The 12,362-nt window shown below is 32.1% G+C and carries 12 protein-coding genes and 1 rRNA gene; 1 reads left to right on the forward strand and 12 read right to left on the reverse strand.

Annotated features, from left to right (window positions below):
* Positions 1-273: ribosomal RNA gene (locus tag BUA21_RS11770) — 16S ribosomal RNA — on the reverse strand; the annotation flags it as partial.
* A gap of 409 nt (positions 274-682) precedes the next feature.
* Between BUA21_RS11770 and yyaC the strand changes: the two genes are divergently transcribed.
* Positions 683-1,282, forward strand: a complete 600-nt coding sequence (yyaC, locus tag BUA21_RS11775; RefSeq protein WP_072745035.1) for a spore protease YyaC — start codon at positions 683-685, stop codon at positions 1,280-1,282.
* A 100-nt stretch (positions 1,283-1,382) separates the two neighbouring features.
* Here the strand turns inward: yyaC and BUA21_RS11780 are convergent, their stop codons facing one another.
* The 11 genes from BUA21_RS11780 to BUA21_RS11830 form a co-directional block, all read right to left on the reverse strand.
* Positions 1,383-1,634 carry a YkuS family protein gene (locus BUA21_RS11780; protein ID WP_072745036.1) on the reverse strand — a complete coding sequence of 84 codons (252 nt, stop codon included), beginning with the start codon at positions 1,632-1,634 and terminating at the stop codon, positions 1,383-1,385.
* Between the two features lie 67 nt (positions 1,635-1,701).
* On the reverse strand, positions 1,702-2,202 hold the full coding sequence (locus BUA21_RS11785) for a DUF4446 family protein (protein WP_072745037.1): 501 nt from the start codon (positions 2,200-2,202) through the stop codon (positions 1,702-1,704).
* Positions 2,203-2,217: 15 nt separating this feature from the next.
* Positions 2,218-3,360 (reverse strand): aminotransferase class V-fold PLP-dependent enzyme, encoded by a 1,143-nt coding sequence (locus tag BUA21_RS11790; RefSeq protein WP_072745038.1) that lies wholly within the window; start codon positions 3,358-3,360, stop codon positions 2,218-2,220.
* A 96-nt stretch (positions 3,361-3,456) separates the two neighbouring features.
* Positions 3,457-4,059, reverse strand: a complete 603-nt coding sequence (locus tag BUA21_RS11795) for a nucleotidyltransferase family protein (RefSeq protein ID WP_072745039.1) — start codon at positions 4,057-4,059, stop codon at positions 3,457-3,459.
* A 15-nt stretch (positions 4,060-4,074) separates the two neighbouring features.
* On the reverse strand, positions 4,075-5,574 hold the full coding sequence (locus tag BUA21_RS11800; protein WP_072745040.1) for a methyl-accepting chemotaxis protein: 1,500 nt from the start codon (positions 5,572-5,574) through the stop codon (positions 4,075-4,077).
* Positions 5,575-5,596: 22 nt separating this feature from the next.
* On the reverse strand, positions 5,597-7,315 hold the full coding sequence (gene ade, locus BUA21_RS11805) for an adenine deaminase (protein WP_072745041.1): 1,719 nt from the start codon (positions 7,313-7,315) through the stop codon (positions 5,597-5,599).
* A 2-nt stretch (positions 7,316-7,317) separates the two neighbouring features.
* Positions 7,318-8,313, reverse strand: a complete 996-nt coding sequence (locus tag BUA21_RS15235) for a xanthine dehydrogenase family protein molybdopterin-binding subunit (RefSeq protein WP_072745042.1) — start codon at positions 8,311-8,313, stop codon at positions 7,318-7,320.
* A complete protein-coding gene (locus tag BUA21_RS15240) occupies positions 8,310-9,578 on the reverse strand; it encodes a xanthine dehydrogenase family protein molybdopterin-binding subunit (protein ID WP_072745043.1) in 1,269 nt (422 codons plus the stop codon). Before BUA21_RS15240 ends, BUA21_RS15235 begins: the two co-directional genes overlap by 4 nt.
* The gene (locus BUA21_RS11820; RefSeq protein WP_072745044.1) at positions 9,568-10,053 is read right to left on the reverse strand and encodes a (2Fe-2S)-binding protein; all 486 of its coding nucleotides are present in this window, start codon (positions 10,051-10,053) and stop codon (positions 9,568-9,570) included. The genes BUA21_RS15240 and BUA21_RS11820 overlap by 11 nt, the downstream gene beginning before the upstream one ends.
* The gene (locus BUA21_RS11825; protein ID WP_072745045.1) at positions 10,050-10,919 is read right to left on the reverse strand and encodes an FAD binding domain-containing protein; all 870 of its coding nucleotides are present in this window, start codon (positions 10,917-10,919) and stop codon (positions 10,050-10,052) included. Before BUA21_RS11825 ends, BUA21_RS11820 begins: the two co-directional genes overlap by 4 nt.
* A gap of 60 nt (positions 10,920-10,979) precedes the next feature.
* Positions 10,980-12,293, reverse strand: a complete 1,314-nt coding sequence (locus BUA21_RS11830) for an NCS2 family permease (RefSeq protein ID WP_072745046.1) — start codon at positions 12,291-12,293, stop codon at positions 10,980-10,982.
* Positions 12,294-12,362 lie beyond the last annotated feature (69 nt).

Genomic DNA, 12,362 nt, shown 5'->3' on the forward strand with positions numbered 1-12,362 from the left:
CACCAACTAGCTAATGGGACGCGAGTCCATCTTATACCGCTTAATCGCTTTGACTTGAAAATCATGCGATCCTCAAGTATCATAGGGTATTAATCCCGGTTTCCCGAGGCTATCCCCTAGTACAAGGCAGGTTCCTCACGCGTTACTCACCCGTCCGCCGCTAAGAAATATATATTTCCATCCGAAGATTTCTTTATATATTCTTCGCTCGACTTGCATGTGTTAGGCACGCCGCCAGCGTTCGTCCTGAGCCAGGATCAAACTCTCATAAAAAAGTTTTACCTGTCTTAATAATTTTTAATTAAACTCAAGGATTGTTTCACGCTGTTCAATTATCATGGTTCTTTTGAGTTGCTTTATTAGTATATATCATTTCTTCGACTTTGTCAATAGTTTTTTCTTTGTCTTTTGCTGAGAACATTATTCATACTATCATCTTTAATATCTTTTGTCAACACATTTTTTATAACGAATAGAAAAATTCTACTTCAATACTTCAAATACACAGCTTTCCGTTAATAAGTTTCAAGAAAAGTTTCCTTAATTTTAAAACGTTTCAATAAAAACTTTTCGAAATGTATTTCAAAGTTTAAAGTATTTATATTTAAACTTTAGGTAATACTTCTAATATAGAATCCCCTTTAATAAAAATATTATTAATAAATCTATCAGGAGGATGGTTATGAATTTAATTTCTAATATTGACATTTCTTCAGTAGATTCCTATTCTCCACTAGCAATCTATGATTTTAGCAATCTTATTTATAGATATTTTGTAAAAGCAGAAATAGAAAATTATGAAAATATAATAATACTTTGCATAGGTTCAGATCGTTCTACAGGAGATTCTCTTGGACCTTTGGTCGGATATAAACTAGAACCTATTTTATCTACATATGATAATATACGTGTTTTAGGAACTTTAAATAAACCTGTTCATGCAAAAAACTTAGAAGAAAAAATTGATTTTATACATACAGAATATATGGAACCTTTTGTGTTGGCCATAGATGCATCCCTTGGGAGATTTGATAAAGTGGGATATTTAAATATAAAAAATGGTCCACTAAAACCTGGCCTTGGTGTAAATAAAAAGCTTCCCGATATAGGGCATATAAGCATTACAGGAGTTGTGAATATAAGCGGTATGATGGAATATGTGGTTCTTCAAAACACTCGTCTTAGTTTAGTCATGAATATGGCAGAGGTCATCTCTAAGAGTACTCATATAGCATTACATAGATATACTAGGGAAGAAAAAGAAAAAAAATCGAAATTTTGAACTAATTGTGTTATAATGAAATTAATCAAAGACCTGTCCCTTTTAAATAAACAAAATATAATGATTGACCTCAGGCAAATGCCTGAGGTTTTTGTTTGTTTTAAAATAAAGAACTGTATTTTCTATTTCTAATTATCTCATCTATTTCATCAGCAGTTCTCCCATGGGCATTTATAAGAATAGCTCCTTTCCCATTTGATATATCAAATCCCATATTCATGTTTACAAGAGCACTCATATATACTATAGCTTCTACATCACCATTGTCCATATCTACTATATCATATCCCATGTTCTCTAATTCATTTTTTAAATCTATCAAACTCTCTTCTATTGCTATTTTTTTACCCATAAAAAACCTCCTTGAGATTCTTTAAATAATATTGTCTACTCTAGGAGATTTTTTATGCATATGAATTCTATTCTCTTCTAATTGCCCTATCTATAGCTTGCATTTCTTCTACAGAAAGAGCATATTTAGATTTCCCTTTGACAATTGGTTTAGTATAAGATGTGGAATTTTCTCTTCCATAAATACTAGTCAAAATAAGCCCATTCAATTCATCGTCAAGAAGAGCAATTGAATAACTGAGTTCACTCCCTAAGTCTGCAAAGGCATTATATCTTACAACTCCCACCCTTTGAATTGAAAATCTAAGTCTACTATCTAACTCTAAATATTGTTTTTCTAATTTATCACAATCTAATTTTATTTCATCAACTTCTTTGAGAGTTTCTAAAATAAGCTGCTCTAAATTCACTCCATCTACATCTTTCACCAGTGCATTGTATTTTTCAGTAATGCGATTCATTCTAAATTGTTCAACAATATAAAGTATCAAAAGAACAAAAAAAGCAACCGCCATCCCAATGATTATTTCTATATTATAGTTAATTATAATTTCTCTCATTTCTTGCATATATTTCCCTTCCTTTTAGATATCTTCCGAAATACATTTAATAGCTTTTATACCTTGTTCTATCTCTTCATGAGTATTAAATAATCCAAAACTAAAACGTATTACACCTTGTTCAAATGTTCCTATAGTCTTATGAGCCAATGGAGCACAATGAAGTCCTGACCTCACACAAATATCATATTCTTCATCTAATATATAACTTATTTCAGATGAATCTTCATACCTTATATTTATAGGAACCACAGCTCCTTGCTCATTTATATCTAAGGGACCATAAATTTTAACACCATCTATTTTTAAAAGCTCTTCTATAAAATGCCGTGTCAATTCTTCTTCATGTCTCCTAATATTTGCAATGTCTCTATCTAAAATATACCTAACCCCTTCGCCCAAACCTATGATTCCAGGAGCATTTGGGGTTCCACTTTCATATTTATCTGGCAATATATCTGGTTGATACAATGAATCTGAACTACTGCCAGTACCACCTTCCTTTAATTCTTTAAGCTCAATTCCTTCTCTTATATAAAGTCCGCCTGTACCTTGTGGCCCTAACAATCCCTTATGCCCTGGAAAAGCTAACAAATCAATATTCATTTCCTCCACATCAATATCATATACTCCAGCTGATTGAGCACCATCTACCATATATATAATTCCATGTTTTTTGGCTATTTCCCCAATTTCTCTTATAGGCATAATAGTTCCTGTAAGATTAGAAACATGCGTTGTAATTATCATTTTAGTATTTTTCTTGATAGAATTTTCTATTTCTAAAGGATTTATTCTACCTTTTGAATCACCTTTTATAATAGTAGTTTCAACCCCGTTTTTTTCCAAAGCCTTGAGTGGTCGAAGTACTGAATTGTGTTCCATTGAAGTTGTTATGACATGGTCCCCTGGAATTAATAGTCCCTTTATCCCTAAATTTAAGCTATCAGTACAATTGTAGGTAAATATTATATCCATTGGATTTTTTATATTAAACAAATTTGAAATTGCTTCTCTAGTCTCATAAATTCCTCTACCAGCTTTTAAAGCCAACTTGTGTCCTGATCTTCCTGGGTTAGCACCATAATTTTTCATAACGTTAAAAACACTTTCATATACTGTTTCTGGCTTAGGAAAAGAAGTAGCTGCATTGTCAAAATAAATCATTTTTTCACCCCCAAGATGAATAATCATTTTTATTATACCATATTATATGCTATTGAAACTTTAATTTTAAAGATAAAAAACAGCTAAAAATAAATTTTAGCTGTCTTCATTAAAAACCTTTTTAATTATATTCTTCATATTTTCGTAACTCATGGAGGTATCTATATCTAGTCCAATTCTTTCATTTTCAATATATATTTGCCTTATCAAATATGGATACTTTTCCATAACCAATCGTCCACCTATATCTCCTTCTATTTTTAACAAATCCCCTTTAAATACAGAAGGAAATATAGTAGGATTTCCCCTATTGTTTCCATAACAAGGTACAATGATATTTTGAGGTGTATTCCTGTATTCAAACAACAATTTATTTATAGTTGAACTATCTAAAAATGGTTGATCTCCAACTAAAAACATAAACGCTTCCGAATTTATATTTGAATGCATAATTCCCAATTTTAACGATTCACTTTGTCCAAGATAAGCTTTTTCATTATAGACAGTTTTAATTCCATGTTTTTCTCCTATTTTACCCACTTCTTCACTTCTAAATATAAGTAGGACCTCATCTAATTCAGATTTTTTTACTTCTTTAATTAATTTTTCAATTATATATTCTTTATCCACTTTTAATAAAAGCTTATCTTTTTTCATTCTAAAAGAAAAACCTGAAGCAAGTATTATACCTGTAATCATGCGAAACTCCTCCATTTACATCCTATTCATGAGAGTTTCTAGTGACAATCCTATTTCATATAATCCGCCTTTTTCATCTCCAATAGCCAAAAATTTAAACATTTTCCCATCTTCTACTCTTCTCTTTATAGGGGTCACCACATGTTCATTAGTTCCCTCTCCCACAGATTTAAGCGATCTATCTGCTTCATATAAATTTAGTCCAAGGCCTTGTTCTTCATTTGTATAAACTACAACTCCATTAGAATCTGTGATATAAATAGCATCTATTCCTCTTTCTTCTAATAAACTGTTTATAAATCGATCATCTATATTATCTACATTTTTTATTTTATCCCTTATATAAATAGCTTCTTTGTACATCTTATCTTCCATAATATCCCCAGCAACATATTGTTGCATCTTATTTACATCCTCTTTAAGCTTGTCGATTATCTGAGATAAATAGCTTGCTCTACTATTTTGTTCTAATATTTGACTGTTGGTTTCATCCATATGATTTGATATTTCCTTAGAAAATTCAGTGATACTTTCTATGTTTTTAGCTATGTCTATAATATATTCATTATTTTCCCTAGAAACATCTTTTATATCTTCTAAACTATCTTTACCTATATTCAAATTTTCAACTATATTTCCTAAACTCTCATTAGAGTTTTCAACTACAGTACAACTTTCTTCTATATATTTTTCTTCTTCCTCTATGGAACTAACTATTGTATTTATTTCATCTCTCAAAGTATAAATAACCTCTTCAATCTTCGAAGATACTTCCTCTGTACTCTTTGCAAGTTTTCCTACTTCTGTTGCAACTACACTAAACCCTTTTCCGTATTCTCCAGCTCTTGCTGCTTCTATGGAAGCATTTAATGAAAGCATATTTATTTCTTTGGAAATACTATTTATCATATCAGTAAATTCTACAATTTCATCAGAATATTTTTTTAGTTTCCCTACTTGCTGAGAAGAATTTTGAGCTAATCCCTTTGATGAATTAATTCTCTTTTCAATATAGTTCATTGATTCTAACCCTTCTTGAACTGCAGTTATTGAATTTGAAATAAATTTAATTTTTTCATTTATATTAGTATTTATATCATTTAAAGTTGAACAAACTTTGTTTGAAATATCACTGGTTTCTTTAAGCATATTGAACTGATTTAAAGCATTTGTATCAGCTATTTCTATGAAAGAAGAAATATTTTCTGTGGAAGATAAACTCTCTTCTGATACTTTATCTAAGGTTTCACATAGACAAAATATTTCGGTAGAAGCCTCAATTTGGGTCTTTATATTTTCTTTATTGTCTTTTTCTAAATAGTTTTTTAGTTCATTTATATTTCCTTTTTCTTTTTTCTTATTTATAGTTTCAATCAAATAAGATAAAAATAATGATATAAATCCTATACAAATTATATTTAAGTAGATATTTTTAACAAAAATATTTATTACATAACCTATACCCATAAAAATAAATATTGTTAAATACAAAAATAATTTATACTTTTTTTTCATTCCAATCCCCCCAAGATTAATTCTAAATAGAAATATCTATGAATTTAAATTCATTTACATGAAACAGTCCTAAATCTGTAACTTTTAGCTCTGGTATAACTGGAAGTGCAATAAAAGCTAATGTCATAAATGGATCCATTTCTCTATTAACTTTAAATTTATCATAAGCAATATCTAGCATTTCTTTTAATGAATTATTTACAACCTCAAGAGGTTCTTTTGACATGAGTCCAGCAATGGACAGTGGAAGACTTTTAAGTACCTCCCCATTAGAAACTATAGTTATCCCTCCACCTATTCTTTCAATTTCCTCTATAGCCACAATCATATCAAAATCACTATCACCTATGACTATTATATTGTGTGAATCATGAGCTATGGTAGAGGCAATGGCACCTCCTTTTAGTCCAAAATTTTCAACTAAACCTAAGCCAATATTTCCAGTTGCCTTGTGTCTTTCTATAACAGCAACTTTTAAAATATCCTCATTGCCATATTCAAATTTTCCATCTTTAACTTGAACTATTTTTTCTTCTTTTTCAGTAAATAAACTATGAGGATTTAACTTTATGACATTCACTTTATTTGATTTAAGTTCTATCTCAAAATCTTTTAAAGAAACACCTTTTACATTGATTGAGTTTTCAACTGTACTAATACTTGATGGTATAACTTTAAATAATGGCTTTTTATTTTCCCCCACTATATTACCATTTTTAAATACTTTTAATATATTAAGATCTCTTAAATTGTCAACAACTACTAGATCTGCCACATATCCTGGTGCTATAGCTCCTCTATCTCTTAAGCCATAACATTCTGCTCCATTTAATGTAGCCATTTTTATAGCATCTATTGGGTCTATCCCATTTTTAATTGCAAGTCTAATATTGTGATCTATATGTCCATCTTTAAGAATGTCTTCTGGATGCTTATCATCAGTACAGAATAAACATCTTCTCAAATTGTCCTTATTTACTGCTTTTATCAGTTCACTTAAATTTCTGGCTGCTGACCCTTCTCTTATGAGTACATACATTCCAAGCCTAAGTCTATCCTCTATTTCCTTTAAAGTAGAACATTCATGTTCTGTAGATACTCCTGCTACTACATAAGCATTTAACTCTTTGTCGCTAATCATTGGTCCATGCCCATCTATTTTTTTATTTTCTGCTATGAGTATCTTTTCAATTATTTCTTCATCTCCATTTATAACTCCTGGATAATTCATCATCTCTCCCAATCCTAATACCCTTTTCTCATCTATCATTTCACTTAACTCTTTGTGCGAAAGATTAGCTCCAGAATTCTCAAAAGGAGTAGCAGGAACACAGCTAGGCAACATTATATATACATCTAGAGGTAAATTTTCGCTATCATTTAAAATATATTTTATTCCGTCTATTCCCTTTACATTAGCTATCTCATGGGGATCTGCTATTATTGTAGTTGTTCCCCTTGGTACAATAGCCTTAGCAAATTCACCAGGACTCACCATAGAAGATTCAATGTGAACATGACCATCTATAAAGCCTGGACATAGGTATGCACCTTTCAAATTCATTTCTTCCATTCCGTCATATTCGCCAATCCCAACAATTTTGCCATTATCTACAGCTACATCTCCTTTAACTATTTCACTGGTGAATACATTCACTATTGAACAATTTTTTAAAACTAATTCTGCCTTTTCATTCCCATTAGCTATATTTATCATCTTTTTTAGCTCTTCCTTCTCCATTTCTAATCCTCCTCTTTTACTTTAGTATTAAGTGCCTTGACAATCTTTTCTGGTGTAACAGGCAGTTCAGTAAACCTCACTCCTATAGCATTATAAATAGCATTTAATATAGCTGGTGCAATAGGTATCATAACTGGCTCCCCTATACCCTTAGCTCCATAAGGAGCAGTTGTTTCTGGATCTTCTATTATAATCTTTTCAAAATCTATCATATCCATAGCAGTTGGTATAAGATATCTAGAAAACTTGTTGTTCATAATTCTCCCATTTTTAAGTTTCAAGTCTTCCAATAGCGCATATCCTAAAGCCATGGCAAATCCTCCATCCATTTGACCTTCTATCAATTTTGGATTTATAGCTTTCCCCACATCCTGAGCAAAAACACTATCTAATACTTCAACTTTGCCAGTTAGTGTATCTACTTCAACTTCAACTGCACAAGCATTGAAAGTGTAAGGCCAATATGGTGCCCCCAGTCCAGTATCTGGATCCATTTGTACTGTTTGAGCAATAAAAGTGCCTTCAGCTTCAACAATATTGTCCTTATAAATTTTGCCTAATTCTTTAAGGAAAACCTGCTTTCTAGGAAAAGTTTTCATAAATACTTTTCCTTTTTTTATATCTAAACCTATTGTAGAATTTAGTTCCAATTCAATTTTAGCACATTTAAATATTTTTTCCTTGAAATTTTCACATGCAATTTTTATTGCATTTCCCGTATTGTAAGTCTGTCTACTAGCCGCTGCAGTACCTGAATCAGGAGAAATGTTTGTATCTTCACTAAAAAGAAGTATGTCCTCAATCTCTAATCCCAAAGTTTCTGCGGCAATTTGCGTCATAACAGTCTTTGCTCCTTGTCCTACCTCAGTGGCTACTACAAATATTCCTACTTTCCCATCTTCCATAAGTCTAACTTTAGCTTTAGACACATCTGGAAAACCATTGCCATATCCAGTTCCATAAATAGATAGACCAAGTCCTACACCTCTTTTTTTCACTTTAATCCCCCCTCAAATCTCTTCATGAAATTGAACTTTTCTACAACTTCATTTAAGCAAATATCTAGTGGTACACTTTCTGTGAGTATTTGCCCTGTAGCAATTTCAGAACCCTTTCTAATTATATTTTTCATTCTTATATCCACAGGATCAAATCCCAATTTTTCTGCCAACATATCCATTTGTTGTTCATGGGCAACGGGAACTTGTGTAGCACCAAATCCTCTCATAGCTCCAGCAAAAGGATTGTTGGTATACACAGCAATGCTATCAACTTTTACATTTGGTATATAATAAGGTCCAGTAGCATGAACTCCTGCTTTCCGTAGTACATTAAAAGCCCAAGATGCATAGGCTCCAGTATCTCCTATGATTTCCGCCTCCATAGCTTGCAAATACCCATTTTTATCTGCCCCTGTCTTGTATTTCATAACCATTGCATGACGTTTTGAATGAGCAACAAAAGATTCTTCTCTTGAATATACTGCTTTTACAGGCCTTTTCAATGTCATGGCAGCCAATGCAAGATGTATTTGAAGTGAAATATCTTCCCTTCCCCCAAAAGCCCCTCCAACATTTGTATTTACAATTCTTACCTTTTCTTCAGAAAGATTTAGTGTACTTACAACCTCTTCTTTGTCATAATGAGGGTATTGAGTAGCTACATATATGGTTATAACTCCATTCTCATCAATCATACCTACCCCTGCTTCTGTTTGCAAAAAAGCATGTTCTACTGAATTAACTTTATAAGTTTCTTCCACTACAATATAACTATTTTTAAATCCTTCTTCTATATCACCTTTTCTCAATTTATAATGATAAATTATATTTGAATCCCCATGAACTTTTGGAGAATTTTTTCCCATTCCCAATATTGGATCAAATACCCCTTCCAAATCCTCATATTCCACCTTAACTTTTTTAAGCCCTTCTATACAAGCCTTTTCACTAACTCCTACTACAAATGCAATAGGATCTCCTATCCTTCTAACCTTTTCACTACAAAAAACTTCTTGATCCTTAAGCACTACTCCATGACAATTGTTTGGCACATCTTTAGAAGTAAATATCTTGACTACTCCATCTACCTTCTCCGCTTCACTTGTATCTACTTTTATATATGCATGTGGTTTATCTGATCTTAAAGTCTTTCCATAAAGCATATTTTCCATATAAATATCCTGAGGATACATAGCTTTTCCTGTAACCTTCCCCAAAGCATCTCTTCTAATAATGTTTTTCCCTACAATATCAAAACTCATAGCTATTCTCCCCCTCCATATATAATATGGCCCTTTCCACTGCATCTACTATCTTGTTGTATCCTGTACACCTACATAAATTCCCTGATAGACCTTCTCTTATTTCTTCTCTAGTAGGATGAGGATTTTTATCTAATAATGCCTTTGCAGAAAGAATCATTCCAGGAGTACAAAATCCACATTGAACAGCACCACTATCAATAAAAGCCTTTTGAATTGGATGAAGCTCTCCATTTTTAGCCAAGCCTTCTATGGTAGTTATGTGACTTCCATCAGCTTGAAAAGCCATGACTAAACAAGAAACAACCGCTTGACCGTCCATTATAACTGTACAAGCGCCGCATTCACCTTCTCCACAGCCTTCTTTTACTCCTATAAGTCCTAAATCATCTCTAAGGAAATCTAACAATCTTTTATCTTCCTCTACATCCAAAGTTTTATTTTCTCCATTCACCATAAGTGATATTTTTTTCATAAAATCACCTCTTCAAAATACCTTTCCCCGTCTTCCATGGCCTCTATGAACAATCCCTTCACTGCTTGTCTTTTATACTCTAGTGTAGGTCTTCCCTTCAATCTATTGTCAAGTACTCCTTCAAGTACTTTTAAACCTTCACATACTAAATCTTCATCTATCTTTTTATCTACAAAAACTTTTTCTACTTCTCTTTCTCTCATTGGGAACTTCCCCAATGCTCCACTGACAATTCTAATATCTTTACATCTTTTTTCTTCGTTCAAAGATAAAAATATACTCATGGAAATTCTAGATATAGCTAAAGCTTTTCTAAGTCCTAGCTTAGAAAAAGTAATTGCCTCATCATTTTTTAAAGCTTTAAATTTAATATTAGTCAAAATTTCATTATTTTTTATACCTAATTCATCTTTATAAAGATAATAATCCTCAATTTTCATAGTTCTTTCCCCATTTATTGAAGCTAAAGTTATTTCACTATCAAGAGCTATAAGAGGAGGAACAGAATCTGCAGCCGGACTGCCATTGATTATATTTCCTCCAACTGTACCTCTATTCCTGATTTGAGGAGAGCCTACCATACTACAAGCCTTTTTTAAACCCATCAATTTTCTCCCCAAAATTTTTGATTCTGCTATTTGTGTAAAAGTAGTTCCCCCACCTATTTCAATATATCCATCTTTTTTAACTATATGAGATATATAGGGAATATTTGTAATATCTATCATTATGTCAGATACAATTTTGTTGTTTCTCAAATCTATAACTATATCCGTGCCTCCTGCAATTATTTCAGAATTTTCACTATATTTATCCAACAAATATAGGACTTCATCAAGTGTTTTAGGCTTGTAAGCTTTCTTCATACCTATCCCCCCTTTTAGAAATACCGCCCTCCATATGGAAGGCGGTATACATACTTTGTTTTAAATAAAACCTTTTAATACAAATAGTATAGCTAATACATACATAATTGGAGATACATCTTTCCATTTACCAGTAAGTAACTTAAGTACTACATAAGAAACCATTCCAAAAACTATTCCTTCAGCAATACTATATGCTAAAGGCATCATTATGATAGCTAAAAATGCTGGAATTGCTTCTGTGAAATCATCAAGATTTATATCTTTTATTGGACTCATCATAAACAATCCTACCAATATCAATGCTGGAGCTGTCGCTGCTGCTGGAACCATTATAAATATTGGTGCAAACAATAATGACAACGCAAAAAGACAAGCTGTTGTAAAAGCTGTAAGTCCTGTTCTTCCACCTTCCGCTACTCCTGATGCACTTTCCACATAAGTTGTAACAGTACTAGTCCCTAAACAAGCACCTGCAACAGTTCCTATAGCATCAGCCATAAGAGCCTGACTAACCTTTGGAAGTTTTCCATCTTCATCTAACATATTGGCCTTTGAAGATACTCCAACCAAAGTTCCAATAGTATCAAATACGTCAACAAACAAGAAAGTAAACATTACAACAAACATATCCTTTGTAAATATCTCATCCCAAACAAACTTAAATGCTACAGGTTTAAGTGATGGAGGAAGAGAAAACACTCCACTTGGATGAGTAACTCCCATAGGAATACCTATAATTGTTGTAACAATGATACCTATTAGAAGTGCTCCCTTAACTTGTTTTGCAAGTAATATTCCCATTATTACAAGACCTATAAGTGCTAATATAGCTTCACTGCTGTGTATATTCCCCAATGTAAGAATTGCTCCACCTTGCTCTACTATTCCCGCTGAAGAAAGTCCTATAAATGCAATAAACAATCCAATTCCCACAGAAACTGCTTTTTTAAGATTGGTTGGTATGGCATCAAATATAGCTTCTCTTACTTTAAAAGTCGACAAGATTATGAAAATTATACCTTCAAGAAATACTGCTGTAAGTGCAAATTGCCAAGAATGTCCCATTCCCAATACTACTGAATAAGCAAAAAATGCATTTAATCCCATACCTGGTGCTAATGCAAATGGATAATTTGCATAAAAAGCCATAACTAAAGTTGCTATAACTGCTGAAAGTGCTGTGGCAGTAAATACTCCTCCTTTATCCATTCCTGCCTCAGCCAATGTAATTGGATTTACCACTAAAATATAAGCCATAGTCATAAACGTAGTAATACCAGCTAATACCTCGGTTTTAGTATCAGTATTATTTTCTTTGAGTTTGAATTTTTTTTCAAAAAACCCACCACTGGCTTGTGAATTAGTCGTCATTGTACTCCTCCTTTTTCTTTTTATTTAAAAAAACTATCCCCCTTTCTTTTATATATAATTTTAGACATT

This window comes from Sporanaerobacter acetigenes DSM 13106, from assembly GCF_900130025.1.
Classification (GTDB): Bacteria; Bacillota; Clostridia; order Tissierellales; family Sporanaerobacteraceae; genus Sporanaerobacter; species Sporanaerobacter acetigenes.

What these genes read in the sequence shown, in the direction of transcription:
- yyaC (WP_072745035.1), top strand. Translation starts at nt 683, where the DNA reads ATGAATTTAATTTCTAATATTGACATTTCTTCAGTAGATTCCTATTCT.
- BUA21_RS11780 (WP_072745036.1), bottom strand. Translation starts at nt 1,634, where the DNA reads ATGGGTAAAAAAATAGCAATAGAAGAGAGTTTGATAGATTTAAAAAAT.
- BUA21_RS11785 (WP_072745037.1), bottom strand. Translation starts at nt 2,202, where the DNA reads ATGCAAGAAATGAGAGAAATTATAATTAACTATAATATAGAAATAATC.
- BUA21_RS11790 (WP_072745038.1), bottom strand. Translation starts at nt 3,360, where the DNA reads ATGATTTATTTTGACAATGCAGCTACTTCTTTTCCTAAGCCAGAAACA.
- BUA21_RS11795 (WP_072745039.1), bottom strand. Translation starts at nt 4,059, where the DNA reads ATGATTACAGGTATAATACTTGCTTCAGGTTTTTCTTTTAGAATGAAA.
- BUA21_RS11800 (WP_072745040.1), bottom strand. Translation starts at nt 5,574, where the DNA reads ATGAAAAAAAAGTATAAATTATTTTTGTATTTAACAATATTTATTTTT.
- ade (WP_072745041.1), bottom strand. Translation starts at nt 7,315, where the DNA reads ATGGAGAAGGAAGAGCTAAAAAAGATGATAAATATAGCTAATGGGAAT.
- BUA21_RS15240 (WP_072745043.1), bottom strand. Translation starts at nt 9,578, where the DNA reads ATGAGTTTTGATATTGTAGGGAAAAACATTATTAGAAGAGATGCTTTG.
- BUA21_RS11820 (WP_072745044.1), bottom strand. Translation starts at nt 10,053, where the DNA reads ATGAAAAAAATATCACTTATGGTGAATGGAGAAAATAAAACTTTGGAT.
- BUA21_RS11825 (WP_072745045.1), bottom strand. Translation starts at nt 10,919, where the DNA reads ATGAAGAAAGCTTACAAGCCTAAAACACTTGATGAAGTCCTATATTTG.
- BUA21_RS11830 (WP_072745046.1), bottom strand. Translation starts at nt 12,293, where the DNA reads ATGACGACTAATTCACAAGCCAGTGGTGGGTTTTTTGAAAAAAAATTC.